Here is a 12,712-nt window from a genome sequence, read left to right on the forward strand (position 1 = left end):
ACTTTCGATCGCCTTCAGCGCTCCGAACTCGCCGGCCAGTATCGCGGAACTGATCGCCCCCGATGCCGCGATGAGGGTCACCACCGATGCGGTGCAGGTGTTCGGCGGCTACGGCTACACCCAGGACGTCCCGGTGCAGCGCTATCTGCGCGAGGCCGAGGTCATGCAGACTTTCGAGGGCATCAACCAGATCCGACGTCTGGTCATCGTCCGGCAGTCGCCGGACAATGGACACGGCGGGTCACCGCCCGCCGCTAGCTCAGCCGAGTCTCAGCTAGCCCCCAGTAAACTCGGGGCGACCTGGAACGATTACGAAAGGGGCGCGAGCGATGCTGTGGGTACTGATCGGCGTTGTCATCCTGCTCGCGGCGGCCTACGTCATCTATCAGACGCAACAGAGCAAACAGCGTGCGGCACGAGAGTTCGACGACGCGGCCGCCGACGCCAGGCAGATGATCGAGCGACTCGCGGGTCAGGTCTACAACCTGACCGGCAGCAATGAGGCGGCTAAGCAGGCACTCGCCGACGCCTCGGAGCGGCATATCGCGGCGGGCTCACAGATCGAGCAAGCCCGCACGCCCGCCCAGGCGCGGCTGGCGAAGCAGACCGCGGTCGAGGGCATGTACTACATCCGCGCGGCGCGCACTGCGATGTTGATGGATCCGGGCCCGGTGATTCCGGCGCTGGACGGTCAGGACACTGCCGGGCGGGTCACCGAGAAGCGGGTCGTCGAATACGAGGGCCGCGACGTCGCCGCTTCGCCGAACCCCTCCGCGGAGACGCCGAATTACTATCCGGGCGGACGCGTCGCGGGGCGGCCGGTACCCGCGGGCTGGTACTCCGAGCCGTGGTGGCGGCCCGCATTGATCGGCGGCGCTTGGGGTTTGGGTTCGGCGCTGCTGTTCTCCTCGCTGTTCTCCGGAATGTCCGGCGTCGGGTATGACGCGCAGGGGTTCGAAAGTGGTTACGGCGAGGGGTATCAGGACGCGCTCGACGCGGCAGGTGGGGACCCGGGGTACGACTCGGGTGATCAGGGCGGGTACTCCGACGATCAAGGTGGGTACGACTCGGGTGGCGGGTTCGACGATGGGGGTTTCGACGGCGGCGGGTTCGATGGGGGCGGCTTCGACGGCGGGTTCTGACCGCCCGCACGGCGCTGGTGGATACCAGCGCCCAACTCCAACAGTCTCGGACAGCCATGCGGCAGTGGTCGACCCCAACCGATCCAGACCCGATGACACCCTCTTCGTCCTCCGACCAAATCGATTCAACCCACCCGCCCCCGACCCGGTAGACTCCCCGTCGTCCCACTGGTGCCCCCGGCACCGCCAGTTCAGCCCTCGTAGCTCAGGGGATAGAGCACCGCTCTCCTAAAGCGGGTGTCGCAGGTTCGAATCCTGCCGAGGGCACCAAGTTTCGACTGCGTCTCCGCAGGCCAGGGCGGTTTTTGGCGTCGCAGGTTCGATTCCCCGAGGGCGCCATTTCACCGTTCACCTACGATTTGTGCCCACCGAAACGCACAAGTCAAGCGGTTGTGCTGGTACGAACCTCCAGCAAGCACAAGACCCGGAAACCCGGACCGGCAGGACGCCGAGCGCACGATCGGCGTGTGCTCGGGCGTCGGCGGACCGCCTTCCACGCGGGCGCGAACGACGGCGAGTTCGAACGCAGTAACTGAAACCGAAACCCCCAGTGCGCCAACGGCACTGGGGGTACGGTGACACCTCGCCGCCGGAGTCTCATGCCAGCGGAAAGCCCACGCGCATCGAGGGAGCGGCCGCCACCGCCCGATGTGCCGTCGCTCCGTGATCCGTCAGCGATTCATCACCGGTTGCCGATTAACCCCGGCATTCGAGTCGTGACCTCCACCGGCAGAGCGCAGGGTGCCGACCAGACACAGCACTGCACCGAGAGCGACCCAAGCCGCCAGCACGATCACGGCGTGGGTGGCGCCGCCGCCGTCGAAGAATGCGGTCGACCGCAGCAACCGGCCACCGGCCCCGGGCGGCAGCAATTGGCCGAACGCACCCGACCATCCGGGCAGCATCTCGGGTGCGGTCGCCGTCCCTGAGAGGGGGTTGCCGACGAGCATCATGACCACCGCGCCGATCCCGATTCCGGCGTATCCGAGCAGTGATTCCAGCCCGAGAACGGTCAGTGAGGTGGCCGCGATGGCCAGGCCGATGGCACCGGCATTGGCCGGGTAGGACCCGCTCAGTGAGCCGAGCCAGTACTGCAGAATCGCCGCCACCGCCATGCCGCCGGTGACCGCGAAGGAGAGTGCGCCGGTGACCCGCCGGATGGTGCCGTGCACGAGTCTGGTCAGCAGCACGGCGGCCAGTAGACCGCCCATGACAAGTGGCAGCGCACCCGCTGCTAGCCCGGCGCCGCGTGGATCGTCGGCGGGCAGGGCGGCGAGATCGCGGACAGCGATCGGGGTGCTGGTCCCGCCCGCCTGGCTGAGGCCGGTCGCCATGGCCTGCAGCGTCTGGGCGACCGCGGTGCTCGCGGCGGAAGCAACGATGACCTGTGGCGTGCCGGAACTGAGGTCGATCGCCCCGTATACCTGCCGGTTGCTGATGAGTTGTTCGGCAGCCGCTGTGTCGTGGACTGCGGTGATCTCGAAACCGCCCGGCAGCCGTTGTTCCAGTGCGGTGCGGATCTGCGCGACGGCGGTGGGCGGCCCGGCGACGGCGATCGGGACATCGTGGACAGACGAGCGCGCCGACGGCCAGGCGAAGGCGACGAGCAGGACGCTGACGATCGCGGTGAGCACGACGACGGTGCCCGCCACCAGTGCCCATCGGGACGCAGGGACGGCGGTGGCGGAGGGCGCCGGGGTGTTCATGTCTACTCCTCGAAAGATGGGGCGGCGACCGGTGCTCATCGCAGGGTGAGCGGGGTCTCAGTGTCGATGTGGGTCAGCTTCTGTGGGTTGCGGACGTAGTAGAGGCCGGTGATGAAGGCGTCCTCGACGCGCAGCGCGATGACGCCGTCGAGTTCCCCGTCGACGTGCAGAGCCAGGGCAGGGCCGCCGTTGACCGCGGTCGGCTCGACAGTGAGCGTGACGCCCCGTTTGGTGAGGCCGCCGACGATGAAGCGGGCCACCTTGTCGGCGCCGACAACGGGCCGGGGCGTGGCCTGTTTGATGCCGCCGCCGTCGCTGATCGCCACCACGTCGGAGGCGAGCACGTCGATTAGACCCTGCAGATCCCGGGTTTCGAGAGCCTGCTGGAAGGCCGTGAGAGCCACTTCGGTCTGTCGCGCGGACACAGTGCGACGTGGGCGGCGCGCCTCGACGTGCCGGCGGGCGCGGTGGGCGATCTGGTGCACGGCGGCGGGGGTCTTGTCGACCGCCGCCGCGATCTCGTCGTAGCCGATCCCGAACGCCTCACGCAGCACGAAGACCGCTCGTTCGGTCGGGGTCAGCGTCTCGAGGACGAGCATCAGCGCCATCGACACGCTTTCGGAGAGTTCGACATCGGCGGCCACATCCGGCGTGGTGAGCAGCGGTTCCGGCAGCCACGAGCCCACGTAGGACTCCCGGCGGCGCTTCATCGAGCGCAGCCGGTTGAGAGCCTGCCTGGTGGTGATCCGAACCAGGTAGGCGCGTGGATCGTCGACATGCGCCGCATCGATGCCGACCCAGCGCAGCCACGTTTCCTGCAGGACGTCGTCGGTGTCGGCCACCGAACCGAGCATCTCGTAGGCGACGGTGAACAGCAGTTTGCGGTGCGCGAGAAACGCTTCGGTCGCCTCGACAGTGGCGTGGTCGCCACCGCGGCCCGTCCGCCGCCCCCCTGGTTCGTATTTGATGTTCATGGAGTTCTCCCAGGTCGATCGTCGGGCCCCGGCAACCGGACGGCGATCGGTGATTTCGGTGTCACTGAGCGATCGGTGCCGCTGCGTTGTCGCGCTGGGCCTGCAGCAGCATCGGCCGGTGCTTACCGTCCTTGAACCAGCGGTGTGAGCCGGGCTTGTGCGCTTCGGTCGCCAGGTGCTTGATGCCTGCCGAGCAGGCGAATTCCTTGAGCTTCCTGCCTGCGAAGCCGCTGAAGTACAGCCGCATCGCGGTGTCGTCCTTGTGGCCGAGCTGGTAGATCCCAGCATCGCGCCCGAAGCTCAGGCACATGGCGGGGAACGACAGATCGATCGGCGAGGCCTGTTCACCCGCGATCCGGCGCAGCACTGTGTCGGCGGCGTGCGCTCCCAGGCAGTACGCGGTATAGGCGCTCATCCGGAACGGCAAGGCAGACGGTGCCGACGAGTCGCCCGCCGCGACAATGCGCTCATCGTCGACGCTGGTCAGCGTCTCGTCAGTGACCAGTCGCCCGGCGACATCGGTGCGCAATCCGCTGCGGCCGGCCAGGTCGGGCACCCCGAAACCGGCCGTCCAGATCGTGACTTCACTCGCCAGCGTCCGGCCGTCGCCGAGTTCCACGGCCTCCCGTGTCACCGCGGTGACCGCCGCATCGGGGCCCTCGATGACGTTCACCCCCAGCTTGGCGAAATACTTGCGAGCCGTGCGGCGAGCCTTCGGGTGCAGGTACGGACCGAGCACCCCGCCACAGACCAGGGTGACGCTGCGGCCCTGCTCGGCCAGCTCCGCAGCGGTCTCGATCCCCGTCGGTCCGCCCCCGATCACCGTCACCGCCGCCGTCATGGGCGTATCGAAGAGCACCGACCGCAGCCGCTGCGCCGCCTCCAGAGTCGCGATCGGGTACGCGAACTCGGCCGCACCCGGCACTCGCGGCCCGGCATTGCCGCTGCCGACCGCATAGATCAGGTAGTCGTAGCCGATCGTGCCGCCCTCGGCCAGTGTCACGCTGCGCTCCGTCGCGTCGATCCGCGTCACGCTGTCGACGACCAGCCGGACACCGTCGGCCAGGATTTCGGTGTAGTCGACGACCGCGTCGTCAGTGCCGCCCACCAGTTGGTGCAGACGCAGCCGCGGGACGAAGACCGACCGCGGATTGATCACCGTCACTGTCACGCCGTCGCGCTGCGTCAAGCGATTGGCCGCCATCACCCCGGCGTATCCGCCGCCGATCACGACCACATCGATGTTCTTGTCCATGGTGTCTCCTTCGTTCCGAGCGGGTCGACTACAAGACACCGGACCGACTGGATTCCTGACAGTCTGTGAGGCAGATCACTCCGGCCGTGGTCCCGTTCGCATAATTCGGCCCACGGTCCCGACTGTTGAGCGGGACTCGATCCGCTCGCGGGCGGCAGCACTCAACGCACCGTCGGCAAGCGTCGGCGCCCATGTTTTGCGTGTCCTGCCGAGGGCACAAGAAATCTCCAGGCCAGGGCGTGAGGACGAGTTTGCCTCGGATGCGGCCCGATTCGGCTAGTCGATGGGCGGCGGCGACGTCGGCCAGCGACATGACGCGATCGATATGCACGCGAATCCGGCTGTCGACAACCAATCGTGCGATCGCGGCCAGGGCGGTGGGCGACGGGCGTCCGGTTACCTGTCGGCTGCGGGGGTCGCCTGTGGCGTCGGAGTCCTGGGCGGTGATGTATCGACCGCGTGGTCCGAGCACCCGCAGCGAGCGCGTGCCGTACTCGCCGCCGACCAGGTCGAGCACAACGTCCACGTCATGGATGGCGGTGGTGAAATCGACTGTCGTGTAATCGATTACCGTGTCGGCGCCGAGCGCGGCCACGAAGTCGTGGTTGATGGCGCGAGCGGTGCCGATCACTGAGGCGCCACGCAGCGCGGCAAACTGCACGGCCAGATGCCCGACTCCGCCCGCGGCGGCGTGGATCAGGATTCGCCCACCACCTTGCAGCTGGGCCAACTCCAGTGCCTGCCGAGCAGTCAGCCCGGCGGTCGGTAAGGCAGCCGCCTGCACGACGTCGAGGCCTGAGGGCAGCGGCGCCAGCGAGTCGGCGCGATCGGCACGACGCCGAGCTACTCAGCAGCACCTACCACCCCGACGCCGTCGACGAACACGGCAACACCACCAATACCGGCACCGACTACGCGGCCTGGGCCAACGCGGTGCACGCCGCCACCTCGCAGGCGCACACCCACAACATCACCACCCACACGTGCGACATCGACGGCGACATCGCACACTGCGAAAGTTATTCGATCGTCGTACTACTCGGCACGGACGGCCGCACCGCACAACTCGTCAGCGGCCGCTACCTCGACCGGTTGGAACGCCGAAACGGCCACTGGCGCATCGCATTACGACGCTCCACCGTCGAGGTCATGTGCACCGCCGACGCCAGGGTGTGGCAATCACCGTTCTTCACCGACCAGGGCTACCTCCAGGGCACCCGCGACACCACCGACCCGTCCTACCGAACCGTGTCTTGACAGCGTGCGAACGTAGGCGGAGCCTGATGACCGCAGTGCTGGATCGGCAGTTCGCGGCAGTGGAGCGCGCGCTCGTGGCGGCGGCCGCGGAGACCGAGGGCAAGCCGTTCGGTGCGCAGGTGCAGCGGTTCCTGCTTGTGGGCAGCAAACTCGGGCGGATCGGCGCGGTGGTCCACCAGCGGCTCGACGAGATGTTCCAGGATGGGGACCGGCGGGGACTGCTGTCGGCGCCGCCGGAACTGCTGGGCGAGATCACCGCGGCGCGGTCGAGCGGCTGCTGAACTCGCAGTTACCACGCGAACTCGATCGCAGTGCGGCCGATCTGCTGCGGACGACCGTCGACACAGTGCGCTATGGGGCTATCCGCCCCGGGATCCAACACGAGAAAGGCTCCTGACCGAGGCCCACTTCTACCCGGAAGGACATCTCATGAAAATCGCAGTCATCGGCACCGGACTCATCGGCTCCCAGGTGGTACAGAAGCTCACCGCGGCCGGACACGATGCGACCGGACACTCGCGCTCCACCGGGATCGATCTGCTCACCGGCGACGGGCTCGACGCGGCGCTACGCGGCGCCGAGGTCGTCGTCGACGTGGCCAACTCGCCGACCTTCGACGAGGCCTCCCTCGACTTCTTCCGCACCACAGTGCCCCACCTCTTGACCGCCGCGCAGGCCGCAGGTGTCCGGCACATCGTGACGCTGTCGATCGTCGGCGTCGACCAGGTGCCCGACCTCGTCTACTACCGGGCCAAGACCCTGCAGGAGGACTTGGTCGAGGCCGGTCCGATCCCGTACTCGATCGTGCGCGCGACGCAGTTCATGGAGTTCGTGGTGGCGTCGCTGGACTGGACCACCGACGGTGATGTCGTGCGCCTGCCCGCCACTGCGATTCAGCCCATCAGCGCCGCCGAGGTCGCGGCCGCTGTCGCCGAGGTCGCCGCGGGTGCTCCGCTGCGGGGCACACGCAATATCGGCGGCCCCGAAGTCTTCCCGCTCGACGAGCTGGGCCGCATCACACTGGAGATGACCGGCGACAACCGCCGCGTCGTCACCGACGAGTCCGCCGGCCTGTTCGCAGCGGTCAAAGGCGATGTGCTCACCGCGCCCGAAGGTGCCCACCTCGCCACCACGCACTTCCGAGACTGGCTGCGGTCACGCTGACCCGCTGGGCCACGCCGAAGGCCGAGCAGTCCGCAGCGTAGCCGCCGATCATCAACCACCGACCCGCTGGAACGGCACGCTAACAGCACGCTGCCGGCGCGCCGTCACCGAGATGGATCACGACCGAACTCGCATGCTGGTTCGCGGCGATCCCCCAGTACTTGTCCGCGGTGCCGGTCGCGTTGCCCTCGGAGTCCGCGGTCGCTTCGATCCAGACCTCGTTGGCCTCGTAGCGGACACACCGCCGGGATCACTCGAATACTGCTCAGGCGATGCGAACTCGGCCGAGGCGGTGATCGGAGCCGGAGGGGCTGCCGAGGCGGGAGCGACAGCGACCAGTAAACCGAGGGGTGAGATGGCGACGAGGTGCGCAAATACATTCCGGCACAAAGGCCGAGCCGAAGCCGAGTCCCAGGGCGATGTCGGCGATGCTCCAATGCCGGTATGCCGGATCCCGCAGGCGCAGATGGGCGAGGCGCAGGCGTTCTTCCTTGACGAGTTCGCGCGGAGTGGTGCCCGCGTGCTGGAGTGCGAGCTGGATTCGGCGCAGGGACCAGCCGAGGCGTTGGCGATGGTGGTGCCGGTGCGGCTGGGATCCTCGACGTGGGTGCGAACGAAAATTCGCACCCACCGGAAAACGGGTACCGGGCACACGGCCCGGTACCCGTTACTCGTTCATCGGTTCAGTTGAAACGCGCCGCGAGGATCGGTGCGTCGGCATTGCGGAGATCGCCCGCGAGGCATGCCCCCGCCATTGCCATGGCATTGCCGATCGGACCTTGTTCGACCACCAGACGGCCACCGGCGCCGGGGCCGTCGGTAATGGTCACGGTGTTGGTCATCGACCTGGCGACACCACCCGGCACGTGCCACGGCCCGCTGATCCGGCTGACCGCACCGTTGGACCAGTTGATCTTGCCGTCGATCTGACCGTCGGCACCGTTGCAGCTACCGGTTCCACCGAAGGTGCCGCTGACCGCGGCCTCGGACGCGGGTGCGCCCGTACAACCGGTGAGATTGCCGTTCCAGGTGGCCGTGGTCGGCGCGACCGACATCCCGAGCGGGCTTGTGTTGTAACTGAATTGGCCGCCGGAGCAGCCGCCGGCAATCGGATCGGCGGCGGCGTGCTGGGTGCCGATCAATGCGGCGGCGAGTGCGGCGACCGTGACCGAAGCTGTAGCGATCTTCCGGGAAATTGCCATGACGAATACCTTCTCCTTTTGATCGAACTGATCTGATGGAGCAGCTGACGACAAGCAAACGCCAAGATCGTAGACGGCGCGTGCGACGCAGGCTAATCAGCCCACACACATTCCCCGGGATATGCCCGTCGGGCATAGGTATTGTTCGGGTTGACAGTGATGACGTCACACGCCCGCACAAGTTCTTCCGGTCGATCGTCCAAATGCGCGAGATTCGGCATGATCACCGCTTCCGCGTCCGTCTTGCGGATGACCTCGCGCAATGCCGCGAGAACATGCGTGCCCGCACCTTCCATCCGCACGATCTCGGCGAGGTCATATCCGTATCGCGTTGCCAATTTACGGATCTGGGCAATGTCCCAGTCCATCGCATCGCCCGACACGTCTCGACGAAGGTATCCGATCGCGGTCGGCGTCGGCTTCATCGACTTGCCTCGTTCCGTCGTGTACCAGATCTTCTGATGCTCGATCCATACAGGTCGGGTGCAGTTACCGTCGGCGCCCCGCCACCGCACACCGTCACAGCAAATACAACGCAACCGTAGCAATTTCTCCCGCCGAATACAACAGGCCGCTCGGCGACGGTGGAGGCATTCGTCTCGACCACGCCGAGGCATTGGTGCGCATGGGCTCGGCTAGGGCTTTCCGCGCATGCTTATCCGTTTGGTGATGGGCGTGCCTGCCGAATAGCTCACCGACCGGCGGCCTTGGCGAGGTGCTCGGGATAGCGCGCACCGGCGAACGCGGTGGCAGGGGCAGCGGCATCGATGCGGGCGAGATCGTCTGCGGTCAGGGTGATCTCGGCGGCGGCGACATTCTCCTCGAGGTAGGTGCGGCGCTTGGTGCCCGGAATCGGAACCACATCGTCGCCGCGGCTCTGCACCCAGGCGAGCGCCAATTGTCCTGCGGTAATGCCCTTTTCGGCGGCAAGCTCGCGCAGCGCCGCGACGATGGCCAGGTTGCTGTCGAGATTGTCCCCGGCGAATCGCGGTAGCCGGCGGCGCAAATCATCGGCGGGCAGATCTGCGGTGGAGGTGATCGCGCCGGTCAGGAAACCGCGGCCGAGTGGGGAGAAGGGCACGATGCCGATGCCGAGTTCACGACATGTCGGCAGCACCTCGGCCTCGATATCCCTTGTCCAGAGCGACCATTCACTCTGCAGGGCGGTCACCGGATGGACCGCGTGCGCGCCGCGGATGGTCGCCGCCGATGCCTCCGAGATACCGAGGTAGCGAACCTTGCCCGCCTGCACCAACTCCGACAGCGCGCCCCAGGTCTCCTCGATGGGAACATTCGGATCGACGCGGTGCTGGTAGTAGAGGTCGATGTGGTCGACACCGAGCCGGGCCAGCGAAGCGTCACAGCTCTGCTTGACGTATGCGGCGTCGCCACGGGCGCCCATGCTCCCGTCCTCGCCCCACACGATGCCGAATTTGGTCGCAAGCACCACCCGATCGCGGCGGTCGGCGATGGCCTTGCCGACCAGGCGCTCGTTGGTCTCCGGGCCGTAGACATTTGCGGTGTCGAGCAGCGTCACGCCCAGATCCAGCGCACGGTGGATGGTGGCGATGGATTCGTCGTCGTTATCGCGCACGCCGTAGGCCTGGCTCATACCCATGCAGCCCAGACCCTGTGCACCGACGGTCAACTGGCCGAGTTTCCTGGTCGGAATCATGCGGGGCTCTCCTTCTTGGTCGACGATCTCGTCATCGACGCTACGACCTGGAGAGCGCTCCAAGTCAAGTGCACGGAGTTCGGTCAGTTCGCGAATGCGCCCATGACGATCGGTGCGACGAACCGCTCCAGCATGACCCGCTCATCGGCCTCGTCGCGGCCGGGCGCGGTGAGCAGCGACATGATGATACGAGCCAACCAGCGAGCGAGCCGGGAGCGGTCCGGATCGGCCGTCGGCGGCAGCAGCCCGGCCGCTATGGCCTCGATGACCTCGGATGATTGACCGATTTCATTGGCAATGCCCGCGTCGCCCGCGGTGAACCATGCGATCAGAGTCGGGTCGGCACGGACCTCGCGCAGCGATGCGAGCATGACCGCGACAATGCGCTCACCCGGATCGGTGATCTCCCGAGTTCGCTCGGCGACCGCCGCGCCGACTCGACGAGCTTCGCGGTGCACGAACGCGATTCGCAACGCTTGGCGGTTCGGGAAATAGCGATACAGGGTGGCGCGCGAGCAACCCGCCGCCTTCGCGACCTCGCCCATCCCGGAATTCGTGACCCCGCGCTCGACGAACAACTGCGCGGCCGCATCGAGAATTTGCTCGGCCGCGATATCGGCGCGCTTGGGGCGCAACCAATCTCCGGTCATGCGGTCACCCGGAACGGCACACGATCCGGCCAGCGCACATAACTGCCGGGGGCGTAACGCACCCGGTCGATGTCCACGACGAAATCCGGGCAGCGCGCGAGCAGTTCCTCCAGCGCGACGCACGCGACCATGCGCGCGGCGGCTGCGCCGAGACAGTGATGGTTACCGTGGCTGAAGGTCAGGATCTGTTTGGGACGCCGACGTACATCGAGTTCGCCTGCATTGGAACCGAATTCGCGTTCGTCCCGGTTCGCCGAGGCATACAGCAGCAGCACCCGACGTCCGGCCGCGATGGTGGTGCCGTGCATCTCGACGTCGCGCACCATGGTTCGCGCCAAACCCTGCACCGGCGAGGTGAGCCGCAAGAACTCCTCGACCGCATCGGGGATCAGCGACGGATCCTCGATCAGCAGCCGCCGCTGATCCGGACGCTCGGTCAGCAATTGCACCGCACCGCCGAGATTACCTGTGGTGGTGTCGTTTCCGCCGGTGATCATGGTGAAGGCGAAGCCGAGAATCGAGATGATGCCCGCATAGTCGCCATCGGCGCCGAGGCCGGAAGTCACCAGATGCGAGATCGTATCGTCGGCGGGTTCGGCGCGACGACGTTCGATCAAATGGGTGAAGTACTGCATCAATTCGCCGATGGCCTCCTGGGCATCGAGCGGACTGCCGCCTGCGGAGGCGGTCATGATGAGATCGGTCCACTCGTCGAATTTCGGCCGATCCGGTTCCGGCACACCGAGATAGTGTGCGACCACCATACTCGGCAGCGGCTTGAAGAGTTCGACGACGATATCGCCCTCGCCCGCCGCCCGCAGCCGCTCCAACCGCTCGATGACGAACGCGCGCACCTGCGGTTCGACCGATCGCACCTGCCGCGGCGTGAAGCCTTTCATGACCTGTCTGCGGAAGGTGGTGTGATCCGGCGGATCGGTGAAGACGAACGGCCGCGGTTCGGGCAGCCCGATCTCGCCGAGGTCGTGGTAGTCGACGGTCAGGCCCCCCGCCGAGGAGAAGTTCGCGACGTCCCGCGCGGCCGCATATACATCCGAATAGCGGGACAGGACGTAGTAGTCGCTCGCCGGATCATCCTGGGGCACAACGTGGTGTACGGGGTCGTGCGCGCGCAGTTCGGCATACATCGGCCACGGGTCGCGCCAGGTCTCCGCAGATCTCAATTCGAATTGCGGTCGATGAGACAACTCTGTCGTCATGATCCGAGCGTAAGACAAAACTCTAGAACTGTCTAGAACGCGTTCTACATCGCGTCAGCGGGAATCCTGCGCCACTTTCGAACCGGCCTTGCGGTCAGAGCAGAGTTACCACTAGCAACACCGCCACCACGATGAACAGGATTACCAGCACCGCGGCCATGGCGAGGAAGCCGACTCCGGTCGGCGGGAAGTGTCGGCTGGTGCGCGGTTCGGGCGCGGACAGTCCCGAAGTCTGTGCCGTCTCGGGTGGGGTCGATCCGGGTCGGACGCCGCCGCCCGCTTCGAGATCGGGAGTGCGCTGCGGATCAGGATCCATCGACATGGCGATGCCCTTCATTGCCGGTGATCATTTCCGGGTCCGACGGTTGCCCGGCACGTTTGCGTCGCAACACCACGATGGCAACGATCACCGGTATCACGACGAATACCAATAGAAGTTCCATACCGGCCGCATACCCGGACTCGCACCA

The 12,712-nt window shown here is 66.7% G+C and carries 14 protein-coding genes, 1 tRNA gene and 1 pseudogene; 6 read left to right on the forward strand and 10 right to left on the reverse strand.

Annotated elements, in window-relative coordinates; all coding sequences use genetic code 11:
• Positions 1-34 precede the first annotated feature (34 nt).
• The 3 genes and pseudogenes from ACQPYR_RS40015 to ACQPYR_RS40025 form a co-directional block, all read left to right on the forward strand.
• Positions 35-214 (forward strand): annotated as a pseudogene (locus tag ACQPYR_RS40015) (acyl-CoA dehydrogenase family protein); the annotation flags it as partial.
• A gap of 118 nt (positions 215-332) precedes the next feature.
• The gene (locus ACQPYR_RS40020) at positions 333-1,142 is read left to right on the forward strand and encodes a DUF1542 domain-containing protein (RefSeq protein WP_433635372.1); all 810 of its coding nucleotides are present in this window, start codon (positions 333-335) and stop codon (positions 1,140-1,142) included.
• A 194-nt stretch (positions 1,143-1,336) separates the two neighbouring features.
• Positions 1,337-1,412 (forward strand) — tRNA-Arg (locus ACQPYR_RS40025).
• 401 nt (positions 1,413-1,813) lie between these two features.
• Here the strand turns inward: ACQPYR_RS40025 and ACQPYR_RS40030 are convergent.
• From ACQPYR_RS40030 to ACQPYR_RS40045, 4 genes are all read right to left on the reverse strand, one after another.
• A complete protein-coding gene (locus ACQPYR_RS40030) occupies positions 1,814-2,848 on the reverse strand; it encodes a hypothetical protein (protein ID WP_433624801.1) in 1,035 nt (344 codons plus the stop codon).
• Positions 2,849-2,883: 35 nt separating this feature from the next.
• Complete coding sequence (locus ACQPYR_RS40035) at positions 2,884-3,822, reverse strand: RNA polymerase sigma-70 factor (RefSeq protein ID WP_433624803.1); 939 nt, start codon at positions 3,820-3,822, stop codon at positions 2,884-2,886.
• Positions 3,823-3,883: 61 nt separating this feature from the next.
• Complete coding sequence (locus ACQPYR_RS40040) at positions 3,884-5,077, reverse strand: NAD(P)/FAD-dependent oxidoreductase (protein WP_433624805.1); 1,194 nt, start codon at positions 5,075-5,077, stop codon at positions 3,884-3,886.
• Between the two features lie 28 nt (positions 5,078-5,105).
• Positions 5,106-5,807 (reverse strand): NADP-dependent oxidoreductase, encoded by a 702-nt coding sequence (locus ACQPYR_RS40045; protein WP_433624807.1) that lies wholly within the window; start codon positions 5,805-5,807, stop codon positions 5,106-5,108.
• A gap of 5 nt (positions 5,808-5,812) precedes the next feature.
• Between ACQPYR_RS40045 and ACQPYR_RS40050 the strand changes: the two genes are divergently transcribed.
• The 3 genes from ACQPYR_RS40050 to ACQPYR_RS40060 all read left to right on the forward strand — a co-directional run bounded on the left by ACQPYR_RS40050 (position 5,813) and on the right by ACQPYR_RS40060 (position 7,498).
• The gene (locus ACQPYR_RS40050; RefSeq protein ID WP_433624809.1) at positions 5,813-6,334 is read left to right on the forward strand and encodes a nuclear transport factor 2 family protein; all 522 of its coding nucleotides are present in this window, start codon (positions 5,813-5,815) and stop codon (positions 6,332-6,334) included.
• A 26-nt stretch (positions 6,335-6,360) separates the two neighbouring features.
• Positions 6,361-6,615 carry a hypothetical protein gene (locus ACQPYR_RS40055; RefSeq protein ID WP_433624811.1) on the forward strand — a complete coding sequence of 85 codons (255 nt, stop codon included), beginning with the start codon at positions 6,361-6,363 and terminating at the stop codon, positions 6,613-6,615.
• Between the two features lie 148 nt (positions 6,616-6,763).
• Positions 6,764-7,498: an SDR family oxidoreductase gene (locus ACQPYR_RS40060; protein ID WP_433624813.1), complete on the forward strand. Its 735-nt coding sequence runs from the start codon at positions 6,764-6,766 to the stop codon at positions 7,496-7,498.
• A gap of 683 nt (positions 7,499-8,181) precedes the next feature.
• On the opposite strand, the gene ACQPYR_RS40065 is transcribed toward ACQPYR_RS40060, so the two are convergent.
• The 6 genes from ACQPYR_RS40065 to ACQPYR_RS40090 all read right to left on the reverse strand — a co-directional run bounded on the left by ACQPYR_RS40065 (position 8,182) and on the right by ACQPYR_RS40090 (position 12,579).
• Positions 8,182-8,700, reverse strand: a complete 519-nt coding sequence (locus ACQPYR_RS40065) for a hypothetical protein (protein WP_433624815.1) — start codon at positions 8,698-8,700, stop codon at positions 8,182-8,184.
• Between the two features lie 92 nt (positions 8,701-8,792).
• On the reverse strand, positions 8,793-9,125 hold the full coding sequence (locus ACQPYR_RS40070; protein ID WP_433624817.1) for a hypothetical protein: 333 nt from the start codon (positions 9,123-9,125) through the stop codon (positions 8,793-8,795).
• Positions 9,126-9,391: 266 nt separating this feature from the next.
• Positions 9,392-10,375 carry an aldo/keto reductase gene (locus ACQPYR_RS40075; protein ID WP_433624819.1) on the reverse strand — a complete coding sequence of 328 codons (984 nt, stop codon included), beginning with the start codon at positions 10,373-10,375 and terminating at the stop codon, positions 9,392-9,394.
• 83 nt (positions 10,376-10,458) lie between these two features.
• Positions 10,459-11,025 (reverse strand): TetR/AcrR family transcriptional regulator, encoded by a 567-nt coding sequence (locus ACQPYR_RS40080; RefSeq protein WP_433624821.1) that lies wholly within the window; start codon positions 11,023-11,025, stop codon positions 10,459-10,461.
• Positions 11,022-12,242, reverse strand: coding sequence for a cytochrome P450 (locus ACQPYR_RS40085; protein ID WP_433624823.1), 1,221 nt, complete (start codon positions 12,240-12,242; stop codon positions 11,022-11,024). The genes ACQPYR_RS40080 and ACQPYR_RS40085 overlap by 4 nt, the downstream gene beginning before the upstream one ends.
• Before the next feature lie 94 nt (positions 12,243-12,336).
• Positions 12,337-12,579: a DUF6480 family protein gene (locus tag ACQPYR_RS40090; protein ID WP_433624825.1), complete on the reverse strand. Its 243-nt coding sequence runs from the start codon at positions 12,577-12,579 to the stop codon at positions 12,337-12,339.
• Positions 12,580-12,712: the final 133 nt, after the last annotated feature.

Source organism: Nocardia sp. CA-120079, assembly GCF_050955745.1.
Classification (GTDB): Bacteria; Actinomycetota; Actinomycetes; order Mycobacteriales; family Mycobacteriaceae; genus Nocardia.

Bases quoted from the DNA above. Each gene is read 5' to 3' on its own strand.
- ACQPYR_RS40040 (WP_433624805.1), bottom strand. From the start codon at position 5,077: ATGGACAAGAACATCGATGTGGTCGTGATCGGCGGCGGATACGCCGGG.
- ACQPYR_RS40030 (WP_433624801.1), bottom strand. From the start codon at position 2,848: ATGAACACCCCGGCGCCCTCCGCCACCGCCGTCCCTGCGTCCCGATGG.
- ACQPYR_RS40085 (WP_433624823.1), bottom strand. From the start codon at position 12,242: ATGACGACAGAGTTGTCTCATCGACCGCAATTCGAATTGAGATCTGCG.
- ACQPYR_RS40080 (WP_433624821.1), bottom strand. From the start codon at position 11,025: ATGACCGGAGATTGGTTGCGCCCCAAGCGCGCCGATATCGCGGCCGAG.
- ACQPYR_RS40065 (WP_433624815.1), bottom strand. From the start codon at position 8,700: ATGGCAATTTCCCGGAAGATCGCTACAGCTTCGGTCACGGTCGCCGCA.
- ACQPYR_RS40075 (WP_433624819.1), bottom strand. From the start codon at position 10,375: ATGATTCCGACCAGGAAACTCGGCCAGTTGACCGTCGGTGCACAGGGT.
- ACQPYR_RS40090 (WP_433624825.1), bottom strand. From the start codon at position 12,579: ATGAAGGGCATCGCCATGTCGATGGATCCTGATCCGCAGCGCACTCCC.
- ACQPYR_RS40070 (WP_433624817.1), bottom strand. From the start codon at position 9,125: ATGAAGCCGACGCCGACCGCGATCGGATACCTTCGTCGAGACGTGTCG.
- ACQPYR_RS40060 (WP_433624813.1), top strand. From the start codon at position 6,764: ATGAAAATCGCAGTCATCGGCACCGGACTCATCGGCTCCCAGGTGGTA.
- ACQPYR_RS40035 (WP_433624803.1), bottom strand. From the start codon at position 3,822: ATGAACATCAAATACGAACCAGGGGGGCGGCGGACGGGCCGCGGTGGC.
- ACQPYR_RS40055 (WP_433624811.1), top strand. From the start codon at position 6,361: ATGACCGCAGTGCTGGATCGGCAGTTCGCGGCAGTGGAGCGCGCGCTC.